The following is a 21065-nucleotide window of genomic DNA, read 5'->3' on the forward strand; positions in this document are numbered from 1 at the left end:
CTTTGGCCGCTCAAGGCGGTGGGGACCATGACTTTCATGGCCCTGTTTTTCTGGGGGTATTTCGCCGTCCTGCAGTATCCCCTGCGGCCGGCGGTGACCATGCCCGAGATATTCATTGATCGCTGGATTCCGTTTACCCCGCTGGCCTACCCTTTTTATGTCTCGCTCTGGGTCTATGTGTCGCTAGCGCCGGCACTGCTCGGCAGCCTGCGTTCGTTGCTTGGCTTCGGTGCCTGGATTGCTGCCCTCTGCCTGTTCTGCCTCGGCCTTTTCTGGTTTTGGCCGACTGCCGTTCCGCTGGCCGACATCGACTGGCGGCAGTATCCGCAGATGGCGTTGATCAAGGGTATGGATGCCGGCGGCAATGCCTGTCCCTCATTGCATGTAGGCTCGGCCGTTTTCGCAGCTTGCTGGCTGGCTCGGGTGTTACGGAATATTGCCGCGCCCGCTCTGCTGATCTGGGTCAATTGGGCCTGTTGCCTGCTGATCATCTGGTCTACGGTGGCTACGCGTCAGCATGTCGTACTCGATGTATTGGCCGGGGGCGTGGTCGGTCTGGCATTCGCGCTGATCTCGCTACGCCATGTCGGCCACCGCTGTGGAATATCCCGCTTATGAACGACGGAACTGCTTAGCCAGTCGCTTGTTGCAGGCTGGCCAGGAATTTCTCGGCATTCTGGAAACCGACCACGCGCACGCCCTGGACTTCCTCGCCCTTGGGCGTGAAGAAGATGATGCCGGGTGGGCCGTAGAGACCGAAGCGGGCGAGCAGCGCCTTGTCGTCGGCGGTGTTGCCGGTGACGTCGGCCTTGAGCAGGATGAAGCCGGACATTTTGGCGCGCACGGCCGGGTCGGTGAAGGTGAATTTCTCCATTTCCTTGCACGATACGCACCAGTCGGCGTAGAAGTCGAGCATCACCGGCCGGTCGGCGGCGGCCAGGCGGGCGTCGAGTTCGTCCACCGAGCGTACCGGCTCGAACGGCAACTTCTGTGCTTCGGCGGCAATCGCGCCACCGCGCAGGCCGGCCAGCGGCTGCAGCGGGTCGCGGCTGCCGGCCAGGGCGCCGACCAGCAGCGCGGCGCCGGTCAGCAGCAAGACGATGCCGATGCCCTTCCAGAATTTCTGCCAGTTCTTCGCGTGCGGCGGTAGCGGGTCGAGCGCGTGCAGGTAGATCGCCGGGACGATGAACAGCAGCGCCCAGCCGATCATCTCGACGACTGCCGGAATCACCGGCGACAGCAGCCACAGCGCAGTGGCCAGCAGCAGCACGCCGAAAGTCTTCTTGACGCCTTCCATCCACGGGCCGGTTTTCGGCAGCAGCGAGCCGCCGGCCACGCCGACGGCGATCAGCGGCGCGCCCATGCCCAGGGCCATGACGAACAGCGCCGTGCCGCCGAGCAGCGCGTCGCCGGTCTGGCCGATGTAGAGCAGCGCGCCGGCCAACGGCGCGGCGACGCAGGGGCCGACGATCAGCGCCGACAGCGCGCCCATCAGGAACACCGAAATGCCGCGCCCGCCCTGCAGGTGACCGCTTTCTTCCGATAGCTTGCTCTGCAGCGCGGTCGGCAACTGCAGTTCGTAGAAGCCGAACATCGACAGCGACAGAACGACGAAGACCAGCGCAAAGGCGCCCAGTACCCAGGCGTTCTGCAGCGCCGCCGTGAGCAGCGTGCCGGTCAGGCCGGCGGCGACGCCTACGGCGGCGTAGGTGACGGCCATGCCGAGGACGTAGGCAAGGCTGAGCGCCAGCGCCCTGCCCCGCGTTGCCCGATGCCCCTGGCCGGCGATGATGCCGGAGAGGATGGGAATCATCGGGAAGACACAGGGCGTCAGCGACAGGCCGAGGCCGGCCAGGAAGAAGATGCCGAGGATGGTCCAGAAACCGGCGTCCCTCAGCGCCTGGGCAATCAGGCCGCTTTCGTCGCCAGATGATGCGGTGCTGGCCATCGGCGCGGCCTTGGGTGTACTCGCCGGGTCGGGCAGGACGACGGCGACAGTCTGGGTCTGCGGCGGGTAGCAGACGCCGGCTTCGGCGCAGCCCTGCGAGATGACGTCTAGGCGTAGCGGCAATTCGCCGGAACTATTGCGTTCGACCGGCACGCGGAACACCGCCTCCTTGTAGAAGACCTCGACCCGACCGAAATTCTCGTCGTTCTTTTCTTTCCCCTTGGGCACCTGCAGCGGCCCGAGGACGATGCTGTCGTCGACCGGATGGACGCGGAACTTGTCGCCATAGAGGTAGTAATCCTTGGCGATCTCGTAGCGAATCTCGACCGTTTCCCCGTCGAGCGCCCGGGCGCTCGGCTTGAAGGCAACCAGCGGATCGAGGAATTCCTGGGCGTGGACCAGCGAGGCCAGGAAGGCGAAGAGGAGGAAGAGCGTGCGCATGATCATTGGCGTGTCTCGGCGGCCAGCCAGTTCAGGTAGGCCGGCAGGCCGTGGCGAATCGGCAGGGCGATGATTTCCGGCACCGCGTAGGGGTGCAGTTCGGCAATCCGCTGTTCCAAGGCCGGATAAGCGGCAGCCGTGGTCTTGATCAGCAGCGGGATTTCCGACGCCGATTCGACCGTGCCCTGCCAGCGATAGACCGACTGCACACGCGGCAGGATATTGACGCAGGCGGCCAGTTTTTCCTCGACGACCGCCAGCGCGATGGCATTGGCGACTTCTTCGTCGGGGCAGTTGGTGAGGACGAGCAGGTTTTCCATCGGTTGATTTTACTTGAGCAGGCGGCGCCGGGTCAGGCGCAAGGCGATGGTGAAGGCGATGGCCGTGGTCGCCAGCAGCACGCCGACGTGCAGCGCGATGTCGGTCGGCACCTCGCCGGCGAGCAGCGGCCGTACCAGCGCAACGCCCTGGGCCAGCGGTAGCCAGGCGCCGATCAGCGCAAGCCAGCCGGGCAGTTGGTCAGTCGGGAAGAACACGCCGGAAATCAGCGTCATCGGCGTGATGAACAGCGTGAAGTAATACATGAAGAAATCGTAGGACGGCGCCAGCGCGTTCCAGATCAGCCCGAGCGCAGCAAAGGCCAGGCCGGTGAGGACGATGGCCGGCAGGATGAATAGCGCCAGCGGCCCGTTGGTCAGGCCCATGGCGGTGACGACGACGAGGATGGCGCAGCCGGAGAAGAAGGACTTGGTCGCCGCCCAGAACAGCTCGCCGGCGACGACATCGGTCAGCCCGAGCGGCGTGTTGAGGATGGCGTCCCAGGTTTTCTGCACGTGCATGCGCGAGAACGACGAGTACAAGGCCTCGAAGGTCGCCGCGTTCATCGTCGAGGCGCAGATGGTGCCGGCTGCCAGGAAGGCGATGTAGGGCTGGCCGCCGATCTCCGGCAGCATGGCGCCGAGGCCGTAGCCGAGGCCGAGCATGTAGATCAGCGGGTCGGCCAGGTTGCCGAGGATGGACGGCAGCGCAAGTTTCTTCCAGACGAGGAAGTTGCGCTGCCAGACGGGGAAGAAGCCGGGGCGGTTCATCAGTCTCTCAACTCCCGCCCGGTCAGCTTGATGAACACGTCTTCCAGGTTGGAAGCGCGATGCACGTAGCGCAGGCCGTCGGCGCCGGCCAGCGCGGCCAGCAGCGGTTGCGGGTCGCGGCAGTAGAAGAAGGCGGTTTCGCCGCTCTGCTCGACCCGTTCGGCCAGTTGGCGGTGCGCATCGACAAAGGCGGGCAGCGTGCCGGCGGCTTCGTCGAAGACTTCGACGACCTGCGGTTCGATGTGTGTGGCGATCAGTTCGCGCGGGCTGCCTTCGGCGATCTTGCGGCCGTGGTCGATGACGATCAGGCGGTCACAGAGGCGCTCGGCCTCGTCCATGAAATGCGTGGTCAGGATCAGGGTCTTGCCGGCCGATTTCAGTTTCTTCAGGCGTTCCCAGATCAGGTGACGGGCCTGCGGGTCGAGGCCGGTGGTCGGCTCGTCGAGGAAGACGATGTCCGGGTCGGCCACCAGCGCGCGGGCCAGGGTCAGGCGCCGCTTCATGCCGCCCGACAGCGTGGCGATGCGGGCGTCGGCCTTGCTGGTCAGGCTGGCGAATTCCAGCAGCGCGGGGATGCGTTGGCGGACGTCGGCATCCTTGAGCCCGAAATAGCGGCCGAAGACGAGCAGGTTCTCGGCGCAGGTGAAATCCGGGTCGAGATTGTCGAACTGCGGCACGACGCCGACCTTGGCCCGGGCGACTTGCGCGTCGGCCGGGATGGCTCGGCCGGCCAGGGTGATGTCGCCAGCGTCTGGCGCAGTCAGGCCGAGGCACAGGCGCAGCGTCGTCGTCTTGCCGGCACCGTTGGGGCCGAGCAGGCCGAAACAGGTACCGGGTTCGACGGCGAACGACAGCCCAGCGACGACGTCGCTGTCGCCGTAGCGCTTCTTCAGGCCGGAAACGTTTAATGCCGCCATGCGCGGGTGACGATGTCGCGGATCAGGTGCAGGCGGCGGTGGAAGAAGTGATCGGCGCCGGGAACGACGACGACCGGCAGGTCGTTCGGCTGTGCCCAGGCGAGGACGTTGTCCAGCGGCACGGTTTCGTCGCTTGATCCGTGGATGACGATGGTGTCGTGCGGCACCTTCTCGGTGTCGTACTGGCGCGTGCCTTCGACAAAACCGGCGGCGGTGCCGACCAGCACCAGGCGCTGGGCCGGATGACCGGCTTCTTCCAGGCGTTTGCCGACGCGCGTCTGGCAGTAGGCGCCGAAGGAAAAACCGGCCAGCGCTACCGGGATGTCCCCGCAACGCAGTTTGGCATCGTGCAATACGGCGAGCAGGTCGTCGGTTTCGCCGATGCCTTCGTCGTGCACGCCTTCAGTACCGCCGACGCCGCGGAAATTCGGGCGGAAGGCGGCGTAGCCCAGGCTGACGAAGGTCTTGGCCAGCGTGTAGGCAACCTTGTTGGTGTTGGCACCGCCACCGATCGGGTGCGGATGGGCGATCAGCGCGATGCCGCGCGGCGCATCCGGGCGCTCCATGATGACGTCGATGTTGCCGACCGGGCCGGCGACGGTGATCTTTTCTTCGAGAACTTTCATAGTTTCAGGCGTTCGACGACGCGGCCGTTGATCAGGTGTTCCTGGACGATTTCCTCGACATCCTCGTTATCGACGAAGCTGTACCAGGTTTCTTCGGGGTAGACGACCATCACCGGGCCGTTGTCGCAGCGGCCGAGGCAGCCGGCCTTGTTGATGCGCACGGCGCCGGCGCCATTGCGCTTGAGGGCGCCGATGCGGTCCTTGGCGTAGGCGAAGGCATCGCTGCCGCCGACGTTGTTGCAGCAGGCTTCACCGCCCTCGCGCTGGTTGGTGCAGATGAATACGTGGTGCTGGAAATAGCTCATTGTTGATCTCCGTTAGAGCCAGCCATTATAGGCGGCGCCGTTTCACGTGGAACGCCGGCGCATGCCCCTGACGGTCAGCCACAGGAAAGGCAGCGCCAGGAAGGGCCAGAGGCTGGCGACCAGCCGGGTTAGACCGTTGAAATTGAGAAAGTGCCCTTGTCGCCAGGCGGCCAGCGCGGCGGCGGAGTACGGATTGGCCGGCGCCAGGTTGACCAGCAGGGTGCCGGCGATCAGCGCCAGGGCGGCCAGCAGCAGGCTGGCGCGGGCCGGTAACCACAGGCTCAGCAGCAGCACGGCGGCGGCGGCGAGCAGGCCCTGGCGGGCGCCCGGGGTCAGCCAGGCCATGGCCTCGGCCGGGCTGACCAGGATGGCGGCACCGAGCATGCGTACCGCCAGCCCGCAGAGCAGGAACATCGGCACGATCAGGTAGGCGAAGCGCCGCCTGGCCAGCAGGCCGCGCAGGATCAGGCCGACGGCGACGGCATTGCAGGCGGTGATGCCGGCTTCGATCAGCGCATAGCTGTCGGCCGAAAACGGAATCGGCGGCGTGTAGGACAGCAACTGGCGCAGGTCGCCGGCGCCGAACAGCAGGGTTTCCGGCGACAGCGGCACCATCATCCACAGGCCCAGCAAGGTCAGGCCGAGCTCGCCGTGCGGCAGCGGCGCCAGCAGGCGGTGGGCCGTCGATTCGAGACGGGAAAATACCCGTGGTCCGAGATGCTGCGCCCAGATGGCGCCGATCAGTCCGCCCAGGGTATTGCAGGCCAGGTCGAGGTTCGACGGAATGCGGGTCGGCAGCCAGTTCTGCAGGACTTCCATGCCCAGGCTCAGCCCACCGGCCAGCAGCGTGGCCAGGCACAAGGCGGTGAAACGCCCGGGCAGCCGGCTCAGCGCAAGGACCAGGAAGAAGCCGAGCGGCACATAGACGGCGACATTGGCGGCCAGGTCGAAGGCGGTCCAGTATTTGGGCCAGCCGGCCTCAAGGAAGGCCAGCAGCGGGACGCCCAGATCCTGCCAGCCGCTGAACGGGTGCAGGCTGCCGTAGACGATCAGCCCGCACCAGGCCAGTGCCAGGTAACGGGCGAGAACGAGGGGGCGCCGACCATGTTGGGACATGGTGGAATTCTAGGCCCTGCGCACGTTCGCGTCAGCTTGCCGTGGCGATGTCGCGGGCTGGGCGCAGGTAGGCGCCGATCAGCATGCCGATGGCGCTGGCGATCAGGCCGTAGAGTTGCGGCTCGATGTCGCCCTCGGGAACGAAGAGTTCGCAGAACAGCCAGGTGCCGATGCCGAAGGTGATTGCCAGCGCGGCGCCGAGGTTGTTGGCGCGGCGCCAGAACAGGCCGGCGACCAGCGGCACGAAGGCGCCGGACAGGGTGATCCGGTAGGCACTCTCGACCATGTGATGGATGGTGGCATTGGTCGACACCGCGTAGGCGGCAACCAGGCAGGTAAAGACGACGACTGCGCCGCGCGTGGCGAGCAGCAGCTGGCGGTCGCTCATGTCGCGGATGTAGCCGCGCAGGATGTTTTCCGAGAAGGTCACCGCCGGGGCCAGCAAGGTGCCCGAGGCGGTACTCATGATCACCGACAGCAAGGCGCCGAAGAAGATGATCTGCGCCGCCATCGGCATGTAATTGACGATCAGTTGCGGCAGGATCAGTTGCGAATCCTCGGCCATGAAACGCTCGACCATGGCCGGGTCGATGATCGTTGCCGAATAGGCCAGGAACAGCGGCACGGCGGCGAAGAAGAAGTAGGACAGGCCGCCGATGGTGGTGCCCCAGACGGCAACCCACTCGTTCTTCGAGGCGTTGACGCGCTGGAACACGTCCTGTTGCGGGATCGAGCCCAGTGCCATGGTCAGCAGCGCGGCAATCCACGACAGGATGTCGATCAGGTCGGCGGTCGGCAGGAAGTTGAGTTTGCCCTCGCTGCTGGCCTTGTCGAGCACCACCGTGAAACCGCCGGCCATGTCACCGGCCAGCCAGGTGACGTAGATCAGGCCGAGGACGATGACGATCATCTGGACGAAGGTGGTCATCGCCACCGACCACATGCCGCCGAACAGGGTGTAGACGAGGACGATGCCGGCACCGATGAGGATGCCGTGGTTGACGGCGATGGCGCCGTCGGAGAGGACGTTGAAGACCAGGCCGAGCGCGGCCATCTGGGCGCCGACCCAGCCCAGATAGGAAATGATGATGGCGGTGGATAGTGCGACTTCGGTGTGGCGGTTGTAGCGGACCCGGAAGAAGTCGCCCAGTGTCAGCAGGTTGAGGCGATACAGCGGGCGGGCGAAGACCAGACCGAATAGCACCAGGCAGACCGAGGCGCCGAGCGGGTCGGAGATCAGCCCGCGAAAGCCCTCGTCAATGAAGGTGGCGGAAATGCCGAGTACCGTTTCGGCGCCGAACCAGGTGGCGAAAACCATGGCCAGGACGATGGGAAACGGCAGATTGCGGCCGGCGACGATGTAGTCACGGGCGCTATGAACCCGGGTCGCGGCGTACAGGCCGATGCCGATGGAAATGACGAGATAGATGACGACGAACCAGATCAGCATGGCGTGGGGTCGACGATGGCAAGGGGTTGAAAACGCGAGGGATTATAAGGTTATTGCGGCGTCGGCGAAGGGAAAAAACGGTGCCGGACTGACAAATTTCACCGGCTTGCCGCTTTGCGGATGGACGAAGGCAATTTCTGCCGCATGCAACAACAGGCGCGGCGCCCGTTCGGCGGCAGCGCCGGCGTAGAGTTCGTCGCCCAGGATGGGGTGGCCGAGCGCGGCAAGATGGACGCGCAACTGGTGCGAACGGCCGGTCACCGGTTCAAGTTCGACCCGCGTCAGCTGTTCGGCCGGGCAGCGTTCGATGACGCGGAAGCGGGTCAGCGAAGGCTTGCCCAGTTCATGGCTGACCATCTGCCGGGGGCGGTTCGGCCAGTCGCAGATCAGCGGCAGGTCGATCTCGCCGGCATCCGCTTCGACCAAGCCAGCGACCGTGGCCAGGTAACGCTTGTCCACGGCGCGGTCGCGGAACAGTTTGTACATCGCCTTCTGCATCGCCTCGCCACGCGCCACGACGAGCAGTCCCGAGGTCGACATGTCGAGCCGGTGGGCGATCATCGCTTCCGGGAAGTCGCGCTGCAGGCGGCTGATCACGCAATCCTGCTTGTCCTCGCCGCGGCCGGGGACTGAGAGCAGCCCGGACGGCTTGTCCACGACCACCAGCCCGTCATCGACGTGGATGATCGTCAGCGGCTCGGCAGGCGGCAGATAGCGGCGCATTCAGCGACGGGCCGGCAGTGTGCACCGGGCATCGCGGTAAGGGCCGCGACTGTAGGCCCAGCCCTCGCCCGGCGGGGTCTGCATGCAGATGCGCGCACCGTCCGCCTTGCTCACCCACCAGTGCCAGGGCGCGGGTGCGGCCTGGGTCGCGGTGGTCAGCAGCAAGGCGCTGAAGACAAATAAGCGAAGTGATGGTTTTTTCATCGAATACTGTATAGTTGTACAGTGTTTGGTGAACCGGAATTCCGGCGGCTTGCGCAAGGGGCGAAGAATATACCGCGCCTGTCGTCATCTTCCCTAAAATCCGTTATTGCCATTGTCATTTCGGCAAAACGGCTTTCGATGTATCCATTGAGCAATTTTTGTTCCATCCATGGCCCTGTGCCATAATCCACACAACGTTTCGAGGTATGAACATGGACGACAACAAGGCAAAGGCGCTCGCCGCAGCGCTGCAACAGATCGAAAAGCAGTTCGGCAAGGGCTCCATCATGAAGATGGGCGATGCCGAAATCGACGAGGGCATCCAGGTCGTGTCGACCGGTTCGCTCGGCCTCGACATCGCACTCGGCGTCGGCGGCCTGCCGCGCGGCCGGGTGGTCGAAATCTACGGCCCGGAATCGTCGGGCAAGACCACGCTCTGTCTGCAGGTCGTTGCCGAAATGCAGAAGCTTGGCGGTACCGCTGCCTTCATCGATGCCGAACATGCGCTCGATCCGCAATACGCCCAGAAACTCGGTGTCAATGTCGGCGAACTGCTGATCTCGCAGCCCGATACCGGCGAACAGGCGCTGGAAATCGCCGACATGCTGGTCCGTTCCGGCTCGGTCGACATCATCGTCGTCGACTCCGTGGCCGCGCTCACCCCGCGTGCCGAAATCGAGGGCGAGATGGGCGATCAGATGGTCGGCCTGCACGCCCGTCTGATGTCGCAGGCGCTGCGCAAGCTGACCGCCAACATCAAGAAAACCAACACGCTGGTCATCTTCATCAACCAGATCCGGATGAAGATCGGCGTCATGTTCGGCTCGCCGGAAACCACCACCGGCGGCAACGCGCTCAAGTTCTACGCTTCGGTCCGTCTCGACATCCGCCGCATCGGCGGGATCAAGAAGGGCGACGAGGTGGTCGGTAGCGAAACCCGTGTCAAGGTGGTCAAGAACAAGGTTTCCCCGCCCTTCCGCGAAGCCATCTTCGACATCCTCTACGGCGAAGGGATTTCCCGCGAGGGCGAGATCGTCGAAATGGGCGTCGCCCACAAGCTGGTCGACAAATCCGGCGCCTGGTATTCGTACAAGGGCGAGAAGATCGGCCAGGGCAAAGACAATTCCCGCGAATTCCTCAAGTCGCACCCGGAAATCGCCCAGGAAATTGAAGCCGGCATCCGCGAAGCGGCGAGCACCACCGTGATCAAGCCGAGCAAGGCCGCCAATGGCTGATCTGCGGGTGCGTGCCTTGCAGTGTCTGACCCGGCGAGATCACAGCCGGGCCGAGCTGCATGCCAAACTCGCGGCGCATGCTGACAGTGAAGAAGCCCTGACGGCGGTGCTCGATGCCTTGCAGGCCGAGCACCTGCTGTCGGATACCCGTTATGCCAGCCAGCGCGTTTCGGCGCGTGCCAATCGCTACGGCAATGGCCGCCTGCGCCAGGAATTGCGGCACAAGGGCGTCAGCGATGGCGACATCGAAGCCGCCCTGCCCGAGGCCGGCGACGAGGGTGAACGTTGCCGGGCGATCTGGGCGAAAAAATTCGGGCAGCCCCCCCAATCTGCAGAAGAACGTGCCAAACAGATGCGTTTCCTGCAATATCGCGGCTTTTCTGCAGAAGCGATCCGCCAGACCCTGCGCGGAGCTAGAGAAGAATGAGCCAGCCAACCGCCACTCTGTCCGCGCACAACCTGAAAAAGCGTTACAAGGCGCGCACCGTCGTCGAGGACGTGTCCTTCTCGGTGCGCTCCGGCGAAGTGGTCGGTCTGCTCGGGCCGAACGGTGCCGGCAAGACCACCTGTTTCTACATGATCGTCGGCCTGGTGGCCGCCGATGGCGGCGAAGTCTATATCGACGACGAGCGCCTCACCCACCAGCCGATGCATACACGCGCCCGCACCGGTCTGTCCTACCTGCCGCAGGAAGCCTCGGTGTTCCGCAAGCTCAACGTCGAAGAAAACATCCTCGCCGTGCTCGAACTGCAGAAGTTGCCGGCCGAAGAGTGCAGCCAGCGGCTGGAAAGCCTGCTCAACGAACTGCACATCACCCATGTCCGCCACGTGAATGCAGCGGCACTGTCCGGTGGCGAGCGGCGGCGCGTTGAAATTGCCCGGGCGCTGGCGACCAATCCGCGCTTCATCCTGCTCGACGAGCCGTTTGCCGGGGTCGATCCGATCGCCGTGCTGGAAATCCAGAAAATCATCCGCTTCCTCAAGGAACGCGGCATCGGTGTCCTGATCACCGATCACAACGTGCGCGAGACGCTTGGCATCTGCGATCACGCGGTGATCATCAACGCCGGTCATGTACTTTCCTCTGGACGTCCGGAGGAAATTGTCGACAATGAGAGTGTACGCAAGGTTTACCTCGGCGAGCATTTCCGCCTCTGATCTCGCCAAACCAAGATTGCATCAATGAAACCGGCACTTCAGCTCAAGCTTTCGCAGCATCTGGCCCTGACGCCGCAATTACAGCAGTCGATCAAGCTGCTGCAGTTGTCGACCGTCGAGATGCAGCAGGAAATAGAACGCTACCTGCTGGAAAACCCGATGCTCGAGCGCGACGACGACGGACCGGGCGAGTCCTTCGCCGGTGCCCAGCAGTTCGATTCGCCCGACAAGCCGGTCAGCGAACCCGCACCGGCGAGCGAGTCGCGTGAGGATGCCCAGGGTGAGCCGCCGATGACGCCCGGTGACGTCGACGACGATCGCTGGTCCAGCGATGCCGGCACCTTCACCGGCGCCGGCCGCGACGAGGAAGACGACAACGATCCGCAGGACGCCCACGCTTCCAGCGTCAGCCTGCGCGAGCACCTCGGCTGGCAACTGGGGATGACCCAGTTGAGCGATCGCGATCGCAGTCTGGTCCGTTTCCTGATCGAAGCACTCAGCGACGACGGCTATCTCGCCACGCCGCTGGCAGAACTGCTGGAAACCCTGCCGCCCGAGTACGAGGTCGAGCTCGAGGAGCTCGAAATCGCCCTGCGCCATATCCAGAATTTCGATCCGACCGGGATCGGTGCCCGCGACCTGCGCGAATGTCTGCTGCTGCAACTGCAGGTCGAAGAGGATTGCGCCGAGCGCACGCTGGCCCTGACCATTGCCGACAAGCACCTGGAATTGCTGGCTGCCCGCGATTTCGTCAAGATCCGCCGCCTGACCGGCTGCGATGACGAAATCCTGCGCGGCGCGCACGAGCTGATCACCAGCCTCAATCCGCGGCCGGCCGCCGGTTACGCACAGGACGAAGCGCGCTACATCACGCCCGACGTGATCGTGAAGAAGCTCAAGGGTAAATGGACCGCCTACATCAACCCGGATGCTTACCCGCGCCTGCGCGTCAATCGCCTGTACGCCGACATCCTTGCCCGCCAGCGTCGCGGCAATGGCAACCTGAGCGGCCAGTTGCAGGAAGCCCGCTGGCTGATCAAGAACATCCAGCAGCGTTTCGATACCATCCACCGCGTCACCCAGGCCATCGTGGACCGCCAGCGCCAGTTCTTCGAACATGGCGAAGTGGCGATGCGGCCACTGGTGCTGCGCGAGATCGCCGACTTGCTCGGCCTGCACGAATCGACGATTTCCCGCGTTACCAGCCAGAAATACATGGCCACGCCGCGCGGCATCTTCGAACTGAAATACTTCTTCGGCAGCCATGTGTCCACCGATACTGGTGGTGCCTGTTCTGCCACGGCCATTCGTGCCCTGATCAAGCAATTGATTTCGGCGGAAGATGGCAAGAAGCCCTTGTCGGATAGTCAATTATCCGAAATACTAGGCCAGCAGGGAATTGTCGTTGCCCGACGCACGGTTGCCAAATACCGTGAATCGCTCAACATCCCACCGGTCAATTTACGCAAGACCCTGTAGAGAGAGGAGAAAAAATGAATCTGCAAATCAGCGGTCACCATATCGAAGTCACCCCGGCACTGCGCGAATACGTCGAGAACAAGCTCGATCCCGTGCTCCGTCATTTCGACAAGGTTACCGGCGCCAGCGTCGTGCTTTCCGTTGAAAAGCTGAAGCAGAAGGCCGAAGTCACCGTTCACGTTCCGGGCAAGGACATGCATGTCGAGGAAGCCGGGGACGATCTCTACGCCGCCATCGACGCCATGTTCGACAAGCTCGATCGCCAGGTCCAGAAGTACAAGCAGAAGCTGCAGGACCACCATCGTGGCGAAAAGCCGTCGATGCACATCGACGACTAAGCCTGACCGACCGCACCCCTCGGGGTGCGGTTTCTTTGCTGCAAAGTTCCCATGAACCCTCTAGACAACATTCTGACTGCCGACCAGGTCCTGCTTGACCTGGATGCGAGCAGCAAGAAACGTGTTTTCGAACAGGCCGGCATGCTGTTCGAAAGCCGGCTCGACATGTCGCGTTCGTTGATTTTCGACAGCCTGTTCGCACGCGAAAAACTCGGCTCCACGGGCCTTGGCCAGGGTGTAGCCATTCCCCACGGCCGGATCAAGGGCCTCCAGCAGGCCGCCGGCGCGCTGATCCGTCTGGCGACGCCGATCCCCTTCGATTCCCCGGACGGCCGTCCGGTCACCCTGCTGTTCGTGTTGCTGGTACCGGAACAGGCGACCGAAGAGCATCTGCAGATCCTGTCCGAACTGGCCCAGCGCTTTTCCGACCGCGCCTTCCGCGAAGCCTTGCAGGCCGCCCCGGACGCCGAAGCGGTGCTGGCACTGTTCAAGAAGTCCTGACCGGCGCCGTGCGGCACATCAGCCTGGAGCAGTTGTACCAGGACAACCGCGAAAAGCTGTTGTTCAACTGGCTGGCCGGTCAGCGCAACGACCGGCGCATCGAGCTCAAGGCCGCCAGCAATTACGGCGCCGACGTCGTCGGCCACATCAACATCATCCACCCGGAACGCCTGCAGGTCATGGGGCAGGCCGAGTACGACTGGGCCATGCGCATCGGCGAGCGGCGTTTCGGCCAGATGTTCATCGACTTGTTGTCGGCCCGCACGCCGGCGATGATCGTCGCCGACGGCCTGAAGCCCCCCGAATTCATCGTCGATGCCTGCAAGGCCGCCGACGTGCCGCTGATCCTGTCGCCCAAGCACTGTTCGGCGGTCATCGATCACCTGCGCATCTACCTGTCGGCGCGCCTGGCCGACACCATCAGCCTGCACGGCGTGTTCATGGACGTGCTCGGCATGGGCGTGCTGATTACCGGCGATTCCGGGGTTGGCAAATCCGAACTGGCGCTGGAGCTGATCTCGCGCGGCCATGGCCTGGTCGCCGATGATGTGGTCGAGATGGCCCGGATCGCGCCGACCACCATCGAAGGCCGCTGCCCAGGCATGTTGCGCGATTTCCTCGAAGTCCGCGGCCTCGGCCTGCTCAATATCCGCACCATCTTCGGCGAGACCGCCTCGCGCCGAAAGATGAAATTGAAGCTGATCGTGCACCTGCAGCGCACGATTGCCATGGAAGACGCGCCGCGTCTGCCGCTCGACGCACAAAGCCAGGATGTGCTCGGCGTGCCGATCCGCAAGGTGGTGATTCCGGTGGCTGCCGGGCGCAACCTGGCGGTGTTGATGGAAGCCGCGGTACGCAACACCATCCTGCAATATCGTGGCATCGACAGCATGCAGGACTTCGTCGAGCGGCAGAGCCGCATGATGAACGACGACGACGTCTGAGCCGCGTTAGCGGCGAGTCGCTCAGAGGTGTTCGAATTCGACCCGGTCAGCTGCCGGATCGTTGAGCGAACTGCCAAAACACACGACACCGCTGCCTTCGAGCAGGATTTCATGTTTGCGCAGCGTGATCTCCTGGCGCCCCTGCATGCTCAGGAAACTGCCGTTGGTGCTGGTGTCGATCAGGTAATAACCATCGCGGCGCCGTTCGATGCGAGCGTGCATGCGTGACACCTTGCGGTTCTGGATCAACATGGCACAGGATGGATCGCGTCCCAGACTGAGGACCGGGGTGCTGTCGTCGATCAGGTAGGCCTTGCCCCGGTAGCGCAGGCACAGGCGCTCGGCCAGCTTGTGGCTGAGTGGGCCGAACATCGAGTGCTGCGGCGCCGGCGCGCCATTCTGTGCGGGCCAGTGAATCTGGAACACCGGAACGACGGCATCCTGTTCGAACAGATTGTCGATGTCCGGGCGCGGGTTGGCCTGAACGACGGCGCTGGCCGGCAGGGTCTGAACGACCGGCCCGCTGCACAGGATCTGGTCGGTGGTGGCCAGCGCCGCCATGCGCATGATGCTGGTCAGCTTGCCGGCCGATGGCGCCTCGGCGCCGTCGCTATCGTTCAGGGCGATGCGGATGCCCAGCTTGTGACCAGAGATTGGCGGCAGGTCGGCGACCCGTTGGTGCATGTCGATGGCCGACTGACAGGCCGATTCGGCACTCGGGAAAATGGCCAGGATTTCGTCGCCGGCGGTTTGCAGGAGTTTGCCCTGATAGCCCTCGACCGAGCGGCTCATGCGCTTGATGCAGCGGTCAATGGCCCGATCCGCCTCTTGCGCGTTCAAACGCTGGTGAAGCGAAGCACTGCCGGAAATGTCGGCAACCATGATGACAGGAATCGGGTGCTGCGCGTTCATGGGCAAGATCGGATGTTGGACGGCTGATTATATGACGAAGTCCGCCGGTTGACAGCGGGCCGTCATGCAGCAGGATTGATCGGTATGCTGCCGCTGATGGGCATTTCCTCGCTGTCGAACGCGATATCGCCCTGTTCGACCGGGGTGTCCAGCGTCAGATTGCGGAAATCGAACAGATTGTTGTCGCCCAGGTGGGACGGTACGACGTTCTGGATCGCGGTGAACACGGCCTCGGTACGCCCGGGGTAGCGCTTGTCCCAGTCGTGCATCATTTCCTTGATCTTCTGCCGCTGCAGGTTCTCCTGCGAACCGCACAGATTGCAGGGAATGATCGGGAATTCCATGCCGCGGGCGAACTTGGCGATATCGGCCTCCGAGCAGTAGGCCAGCGGCCGGATCACCACATGCGCCTTGTCGTCGGTGACCAGCTTGGGCGGCATGGCCTTCATCTTGCCGCCGAACAGCATGTTCAGGAACAGCGTATGCACCATGTCGTCGCGGTGGTGGCCAAGGGCGATCTTGTTGGCGCCAAGTTCCTTGGCGGTACGGTAGATGATCCCCCGGCGCAGGCGCGAGCACAGCGAACAGGTGGTCTTGCCCTCGGGAATCTTGTCCTTGACGATCGAATAGGTGTCGGCTTCGACGATGCGGTGTTCGATACCCAGCGATTCGAAATAGCGCGGCAGGACATCTTCCGGGAAACCCGGCTGCTTCTGGTCGAGGTTCATGGCGATCAGGCGGAACTTGACCGGCGCCCGCTGCTGCAGCGCCATCAGCATCGCCAGCAGGGTGTAGGAATCCTTGCCGCCGGAACAGCAGACCAGAATGGTGTCGCCGTCCTCGATCATGTTGTAGTCCATGATGGCCTTGCCGGTGCGGCCTTCAAGGAATTTGCGGAGTTTTTGCAGATTGGCGGATACGGGCGTGTTCATGGTCGGGAAGTCTTCGCGATGGGCCTGGCTGAATTGCAGCAACCCGCAAGTTTACACGCTTCCTTCGGCAAACCGGCCCGGCGAATTAGAATGGAGCCTTTGCCCGCCGATGAGCCAACTGCCCGCGCCCTCTCCTGATGCCCTTGCCCACAGCAGGCAGGTGCATGAAGCGATTGCCAATACCGTGGTCGCCGAAGGCGGCTTCCTGTCCTTTGCCCGCTATATGGAAATGGCGCTTTACGCGCCGGGGCTGGGTTACTACGCGGCCGGGGCACGCAAATTCGGGGCGGCCGGGGATTTCGTCACTGCGCCGGAAATGACGCCGCTGTTCGGTCAGGCCCTGGCGGCCCAGATCGCCCAGGTCATGGCCGTTTCTGCCCAGGCCGTGATCGAGGTCGGCGCGGGTTCCGGGCGGCTTGCCACCGACTTGCTGCTGGCGTTCGAGCAGCTTGGCTGTCTGCCCGACAGCTATGCCATCCTCGATCTGTCGCCCGACCTGCGCGAACGCCAGCGCGAGACGATCGCCGCCGCTGCGCCGCATCTGCTGTCGCGGGTGGTCTGGCTGGACCGGCTGCCGGAAACATTCTCCGGCGTGGTGGTGGCCAATGAACTGCTCGACGCCCTGCCCGCCCATCTGGTGGTCTGGGACGAGGATGTCATCCGCGAACGCGGTGTGGCCCTCGATGCTGACGGCCGTTTCACGTGGAACGAGCGCCCGGCCACGGGCGCGCTGCTGGCCGCGGCTCGCGAAATCGCCGATGAAACCGGTACCGGCGGCGCCTATCTGTCCGAGATTTCACTGGCAGCGCGGGCCTGGTCGGCGGAATGGGGGAAGATACTGCAGCAGGGCATGCTGCTGCTGATCGATTACGGCTTTCCGCGCCACGAGTTCTACCACCCGCAGCGCCGCCAGGGCACCCTGATGTGCCACTACCGCCACCACGCCCATCCCGACCCCTTCTATCTGCCGGGTTTGCAGGATCTGACCGTGCACGTCGACTTCACGGCAATCATCGCCGCCGCTCACGGCGCCGGCCTGGATTTGCTGGGCTATACCAACCAGGGCCAGTTCCTGCTGAATTGCGGCGTGCTCGACCACCTGGCCAGGATTCCGGCCGATACCGCAGACTATTTCCGGGCGTCGGCAGCCACGGCGAAACTGACCATGCCGCACGAGATGGGCGAACTGTTCAAGGTCATCGCCATTGGTCGGGGCATCGACGAAGCCTTGATCGGTTTTTCCCGGGGCGACCAGAGTCGCCGTTTATAGAAATTGCGACTACACTGAAACCATCAGCCGTTAACCGGGAGTTCTGCTATGGATGTATCCGCAATCGTTGGTGCCAGTGGCGCACTGACCCAGCAGCAGACTGCCATGCAGGCGAGCATGCTGGTGCTCAAGAAAGCCATCGATATCGAAGCCGCCAACGCCCTGCAGCTATTACAGACCTTGCCGCAGGTGGCCAGCAACCCGGCCAACCTCGGCAACAGCATCGATATCAGGGCCTGAGACCGTCCAGCCAGGTCTGAATGATGGCCGCCGCGCGCGGCCATTCCTTTTCATGGGTAATGGCGTGACCCATGTTGTGTAGGATGTGCGAAGGCTGGCCGTAGGTGTGGGCGGTGGTCTGGACCAGGAAGGCTGGCACCAGCGCATCCTGGTCGGCGCCGACGATCAGCATCGGTGGCCGGTGCATGTGGTAGAGGTTGGGCAGGTTGAACATCGACATGTCCCAGATGGCCCGTTGCGACTCGTTCTGCATCTTGCCCAGCCAGATGGCGAGCATGGCCGGGTCGGCCTCACCGGCGAACAGCGCATCGCGCAAGGTGTCGGTATCGGTGTAGTTGCCGGCGAGGATACGGTTGATTTCCAGGAACAGTTCCGGCTTCTGCAGCATCAGGTGAAACTGGGCGGCAATCAGGCCTTGTGGCGGCACCGAGCAAAGCAGTGCTGCGGCCGGGGCCGGGTAGCGTTCGAGGTATTTCTGCACGACGAAGCCGCCCATCGAGTGGCCGAGCAGTACCGGGTCGATGGCCAGCGCATCGATCACGCTGCGGACATCGTCGACGTAATCGGCAATCGATAGCCAGTTGATCTGCTCGTGCCCCTGGCTACCGCCATGGCCCCGGAGCGACAGGGCATAACAGGGATGGCCGGCCGCCGCGAAATGCGGCATGAAGGTTTCGGTCCACATCCAGCCGCCGGCAAAGGCGCCGTGGATGAAGAGAAGCGCTGGTTTGTCGGTGTTGCCGTTGGGCAGGCAGGAAAATACTTCCAGTCCGCCAATGTCTTGGGTTGCTATCATGGGGTTTCAGGCTGTCGCCGTGGTTAAATGCGGGCTTTCGCACGCTGGGTGAATACATGTTGAAGTGGATACTGACGCTGGTGGTGGCGATCTTCCTGCTCGGACTGGTCACGCCTCACCTCGCCCGCTTCATCCGCTTCGGCCAACTGCCGGGCGATGTCGCCTTCCGCTGGCGCGGACGCGTTTACCATTTCCCCTTTGTCAGCATCATCATCCTGTCACTGCTGCTCGGGCTCATCTCCCGCCTCATTTAGCAGGGCGCGGACGGCTTTGATGCGGGCCAGGCGGATGCGTTCCGGAATCTTGCCGCGATCCTTGGTATCGGCGGCAATGCGCCCGGCGTCGACGGTATTGACCGCCGCCAAAACCTTGTACAGCAGGTCCGGGCTGTCGTAGCTGCGGTTTTCCCAGCCGGCACGGCCGGTGTAGTCGCAGCGGCAGGTGTCGAGCAGTTCGCCGAAGCGCGCCGGTCGGCGCAGGGCATCGCATTTTTCCAGCAAATCGACCAGAGTTGCCGCACGCATCTCGCCGGCGCGATGGATGGTGCCATGGTGTCGCGCCATCAGCAGCGCCAGGTCGCGGCATTCGTTGGGAACGCGCAGGCGCTCGCTCATTGTCTGGCAGCGTTCCACGCTGCGCATCTCGTGGCCGATATGCCGGGGCAGGATGTCGGCCGGCGTCGTCGCCTTGCCGAGGTCGTGGCACAGCGCGGCGTAGCGCACGGTGAGCGGGAAGCCGTAGCGGGCGGCCTGGTCGATGACCATCAGCGTGTGGATGCCGGCGTCGATCTCGGGATGGTAATCGGCCCGCTGCGGTACGCCGAACAGGGCGTCGACCTCGGGCAGCAAGCGGACCAGCGCACCGCACTCGCGCAGTACCTCGAACATCCGTGACGGCTTCGCTTCCATCAGTCCCTTGGCCAGCTCTTGCCAGACGCGTTCGGCGACCAGGTGATCGACCTCGCCGTCGGTGACCATGGCACGCATCAGCGTCAGGGTTTCCGGGGCGATGCTGAAGTCGTGGAAGCGTGCGGCGAAGCGGGCGATGCGCAAGATGCGCACCGGGTCTTCGGCAAAGGCCGGACCGACGTGGCGCAGGATTTTTGCCTGCAGGTCGCCCTGGCCGTTGAAGGGGTCGATCACCCTGCCCTCGTTGTCGCGCGCCATGGCGTTGATGGTCAGGTCGCGGCGGGCCAGGTCCTGTTCCAGCGTGACGTCGACAGCGGCGTGAAAGGTGAAGCCGTGGTAGCCGCGCCCGCTTTTGCGTTCGGTGCGAGCGAGCGCATACTCTTCGTGGCTGTCGGGGTGCAGGAAGACCGGGAAGTCCTTGCCGACCGGGCGGAAGCCGGCGGCCAGCATGGCTTCCGGGGTGGCACCGACGACCACATAGTCGCGGTCGTCGCAGGGCCGGCCGAGCAGTTCGTCCCGGACGGCGCCGCCGACGATGTAAACCTGCACGGCGGGCGTTACGCGCTCAGCGGCCGGCGCGGAAGCGGAAGCTGTCGAGCTTGCCCTTCGGCGTCCGGTGCGCGATGTAGGTCGGCGCCACGGCTTCGACGGCGGTCGGCTGCCAGCCGGCCGGTGCATTGCAGTTGCCGTCGCCGACACTGTCGACCTGCATCGAACGCAGGTTGTCGGGCGACATCAGCGGATTCGGTGCCAGCCACATCAGGCCGGCCTGCAGGTAGGCCCAGCCTTCGGACAGGGCGATGACGCGGGCCTTGCTGCCGGTCAGCGCGGCGGTGTAATCGACCAGCTGGCGCAGCGTGTACACCTGCGGGCCGACCAGGTCGTAGGCCTGGCCGAAAGTGGCGGCATCGCTCAGCGAATCGACGAAGGCATCGGCGACATCGGCAACCCACACCGGCTGGAAGCGGGCATGGCCGAAACCGAGCGGGAAGATCGGCGCCGACTTGAGCACCTTGGCGAACATCGACAGGAAGGAATCGCCGAGGCCGAAGATCACCGACGGGCGGAACACGGTCACGTCGAGTTCGCCGGCGGCAGCCATCACCACGGCTTCGCCGTCGCCCTTGGAGGCGAGGTATTCCGACGGACCCTTGGGGTCGGCCTTGAGCGCGCTCATGTGCACCAGACGGCGGACGCCGGCGGCCTTGCAGGCGGCGACGATCTTCTTCGGCAATTCGACGTGGGCGCGGGCGAAATCGTCGCTGTACGGGAACTTGACGTCGCGGCTGTGCAGGATGCCGACGAGGTTGATCACCGCATCGTGGCCGCGGACCAGTTCGGTCAGCGTTTCCGGGCAGTGGATGTTGGCTTCCGGCATGTCGACGCCGGGCTGCATGATTAGCGCCTTGGTCCGCTCGCGGCGACGCGTCGGTACGGTGACCTCGATGCCACGCTGGGCCAGGCGATTGACGATGTAGGTACCGACAAAACCGCTACCCCCCAGCAGCAAGACCTTTTTGATACTCATCCGTAA

26 protein-coding genes are annotated in these 21065 nt (G+C 64.0%); 11 read left to right on the forward strand and 15 right to left on the reverse strand.

Annotated elements, in window-relative coordinates; all coding sequences use genetic code 11:
- The first annotated feature begins 27 nt into the window (after positions 1–27).
- Complete coding sequence (locus AADV58_RS01885; RefSeq protein WP_245580484.1) at positions 28–618, forward strand: phosphatase PAP2 family protein; 591 nt, start codon at positions 28–30, stop codon at positions 616–618.
- 13 nt (positions 619–631) lie between these two features.
- Here AADV58_RS01885 and dsbD read toward each other — a convergent pair whose 3' ends face one another.
- Genes dsbD through AADV58_RS01935 form a run of 10 tightly spaced genes read right to left on the reverse strand, consistent with a single transcriptional unit; the run spans position 632 to position 8818 of the window.
- Positions 632–2395: a protein-disulfide reductase DsbD gene (dsbD, locus tag AADV58_RS01890; RefSeq protein ID WP_424243827.1), complete on the reverse strand. Its 1764-nt coding sequence runs from the start codon at positions 2393–2395 to the stop codon at positions 632–634.
- Positions 2392–2709, reverse strand: a complete 318-nt coding sequence (gene cutA / locus AADV58_RS01895; protein ID WP_341743934.1) for a divalent-cation tolerance protein CutA — start codon at positions 2707–2709, stop codon at positions 2392–2394. Before cutA ends, dsbD begins: the two co-directional genes overlap by 4 nt.
- A 9-nt stretch (positions 2710–2718) precedes the next feature.
- On the reverse strand, positions 2719–3477 hold the full coding sequence (locus AADV58_RS01900) for an ABC transporter permease (protein ID WP_341743935.1): 759 nt from the start codon (positions 3475–3477) through the stop codon (positions 2719–2721).
- Positions 3477–4394, reverse strand: a complete 918-nt coding sequence (locus tag AADV58_RS01905; protein ID WP_341743936.1) for an ATP-binding cassette domain-containing protein — start codon at positions 4392–4394, stop codon at positions 3477–3479. Before AADV58_RS01905 ends, AADV58_RS01900 begins: the two co-directional genes overlap by 1 nt.
- Positions 4382–5020, reverse strand: coding sequence for an alpha/beta hydrolase (locus AADV58_RS01910; protein ID WP_028993845.1), 639 nt, complete (start codon positions 5018–5020; stop codon positions 4382–4384). The genes AADV58_RS01905 and AADV58_RS01910 overlap by 13 nt, the downstream gene beginning before the upstream one ends.
- Positions 5017–5325: a (2Fe-2S) ferredoxin domain-containing protein gene (locus AADV58_RS01915; protein WP_028993844.1), complete on the reverse strand. Its 309-nt coding sequence runs from the start codon at positions 5323–5325 to the stop codon at positions 5017–5019. The genes AADV58_RS01910 and AADV58_RS01915 overlap by 4 nt, the downstream gene beginning before the upstream one ends.
- A 42-nt stretch (positions 5326–5367) precedes the next feature.
- On the reverse strand, positions 5368–6441 hold the full coding sequence (locus AADV58_RS01920; RefSeq protein ID WP_341743937.1) for a VanZ family protein: 1074 nt from the start codon (positions 6439–6441) through the stop codon (positions 5368–5370).
- Between the two features lie 31 nt (positions 6442–6472).
- Positions 6473–7891, reverse strand: coding sequence for a sodium:solute symporter family protein (locus AADV58_RS01925; RefSeq protein ID WP_341743938.1), 1419 nt, complete (start codon positions 7889–7891; stop codon positions 6473–6475).
- Between the two features lie 42 nt (positions 7892–7933).
- On the reverse strand, positions 7934–8614 hold the full coding sequence (locus AADV58_RS01930) for a pseudouridine synthase (RefSeq protein WP_341743939.1): 681 nt from the start codon (positions 8612–8614) through the stop codon (positions 7934–7936).
- Entirely contained in the window at positions 8615–8818 is a 204-nt protein-coding gene (locus tag AADV58_RS01935; protein ID WP_028993840.1) for a hypothetical protein, read from the reverse strand.
- 212 nt (positions 8819–9030) lie between these two features.
- On the opposite strand from AADV58_RS01935, the gene recA reads away from it, so the two are divergent.
- Genes recA through hprK form a run of 7 tightly spaced genes read left to right on the forward strand, consistent with a single transcriptional unit; the run spans position 9031 to position 14473 of the window.
- A complete protein-coding gene (gene recA, locus AADV58_RS01940) occupies positions 9031–10053 on the forward strand; it encodes a recombinase RecA (protein ID WP_028993839.1) in 1023 nt (340 codons plus the stop codon).
- Complete coding sequence (gene recX, locus AADV58_RS01945; RefSeq protein ID WP_341743940.1) at positions 10046–10480, forward strand: recombination regulator RecX; 435 nt, start codon at positions 10046–10048, stop codon at positions 10478–10480. Before recA ends, recX begins: the two co-directional genes overlap by 8 nt.
- Positions 10477–11211, forward strand: a complete 735-nt coding sequence (gene lptB / locus AADV58_RS01950) for an LPS export ABC transporter ATP-binding protein (RefSeq protein ID WP_028993837.1) — start codon at positions 10477–10479, stop codon at positions 11209–11211. Before recX ends, lptB begins: the two co-directional genes overlap by 4 nt.
- Positions 11212–11235: 24 nt before the next feature.
- Positions 11236–12690 (forward strand): RNA polymerase factor sigma-54, encoded by a 1455-nt coding sequence (locus AADV58_RS01955; protein ID WP_028993836.1) that lies wholly within the window; start codon positions 11236–11238, stop codon positions 12688–12690.
- A 14-nt stretch (positions 12691–12704) separates the two neighbouring features.
- Positions 12705–13028, forward strand: a complete 324-nt coding sequence (gene hpf / locus AADV58_RS01960) for a ribosome hibernation-promoting factor, HPF/YfiA family (RefSeq protein WP_028993835.1) — start codon at positions 12705–12707, stop codon at positions 13026–13028.
- Positions 13029–13079: 51 nt separating this feature from the next.
- Entirely contained in the window at positions 13080–13529 is a 450-nt protein-coding gene (gene ptsN / locus AADV58_RS01965) for a PTS IIA-like nitrogen regulatory protein PtsN (protein ID WP_028993834.1), read from the forward strand.
- Between the two features lie 8 nt (positions 13530–13537).
- The gene (gene hprK, locus AADV58_RS01970) at positions 13538–14473 is read left to right on the forward strand and encodes an HPr(Ser) kinase/phosphatase (protein ID WP_028993833.1); all 936 of its coding nucleotides are present in this window, start codon (positions 13538–13540) and stop codon (positions 14471–14473) included.
- Between the two features lie 21 nt (positions 14474–14494).
- On the opposite strand, the gene AADV58_RS01975 is transcribed toward hprK, so the two are convergent.
- Positions 14495–15385: an adenylate/guanylate cyclase domain-containing protein gene (locus AADV58_RS01975; RefSeq protein WP_341743941.1), complete on the reverse strand. Its 891-nt coding sequence runs from the start codon at positions 15383–15385 to the stop codon at positions 14495–14497.
- Positions 15386–15447: 62 nt separating this feature from the next.
- Positions 15448–16317, reverse strand: coding sequence for a tRNA 2-thiocytidine(32) synthetase TtcA (gene ttcA / locus AADV58_RS01980; RefSeq protein ID WP_028993831.1), 870 nt, complete (start codon positions 16315–16317; stop codon positions 15448–15450).
- Positions 16318–16426: 109 nt separating this feature from the next.
- On the opposite strand from ttcA, the gene AADV58_RS01985 reads away from it, so the two are divergent.
- Positions 16427–17587 (forward strand): class I SAM-dependent methyltransferase, encoded by a 1161-nt coding sequence (locus AADV58_RS01985; RefSeq protein WP_281985655.1) that lies wholly within the window; start codon positions 16427–16429, stop codon positions 17585–17587.
- A 48-nt stretch (positions 17588–17635) separates the two neighbouring features.
- Positions 17636–17827: a YjfB family protein gene (locus AADV58_RS01990; protein WP_028993829.1), complete on the forward strand. Its 192-nt coding sequence runs from the start codon at positions 17636–17638 to the stop codon at positions 17825–17827.
- Here the strand turns inward: AADV58_RS01990 and AADV58_RS01995 are convergent.
- A complete protein-coding gene (locus AADV58_RS01995; RefSeq protein ID WP_341743942.1) occupies positions 17817–18623 on the reverse strand; it encodes an alpha/beta hydrolase in 807 nt (268 codons plus the stop codon). The genes AADV58_RS01990 and AADV58_RS01995 overlap by 11 nt on opposite strands.
- 56 nt (positions 18624–18679) lie before the next feature.
- Between AADV58_RS01995 and AADV58_RS02000 the strand changes: the two genes are divergently transcribed.
- Positions 18680–18877 (forward strand): DUF2905 domain-containing protein, encoded by a 198-nt coding sequence (locus AADV58_RS02000; RefSeq protein ID WP_341743943.1) that lies wholly within the window; start codon positions 18680–18682, stop codon positions 18875–18877.
- Here AADV58_RS02000 and AADV58_RS02005 read toward each other — a convergent pair.
- Entirely contained in the window at positions 18842–20080 is a 1239-nt protein-coding gene (locus AADV58_RS02005) for a multifunctional CCA addition/repair protein (RefSeq protein ID WP_341743944.1), read from the reverse strand. The genes AADV58_RS02000 and AADV58_RS02005 overlap by 36 nt on opposite strands.
- Before the next feature lie 16 nt (positions 20081–20096).
- Complete coding sequence (locus AADV58_RS02010; RefSeq protein ID WP_028993825.1) at positions 20097–21059, reverse strand: complex I NDUFA9 subunit family protein; 963 nt, start codon at positions 21057–21059, stop codon at positions 20097–20099.
- Positions 21060–21065: the final 6 nt, after the last annotated feature.

Origin of the sequence: Azonexus hydrophilus (assembly GCF_038368255.1) — a bacterium.
GTDB lineage: Bacteria > Pseudomonadota > Gammaproteobacteria > Burkholderiales > Rhodocyclaceae > Azonexus > Azonexus hydrophilus.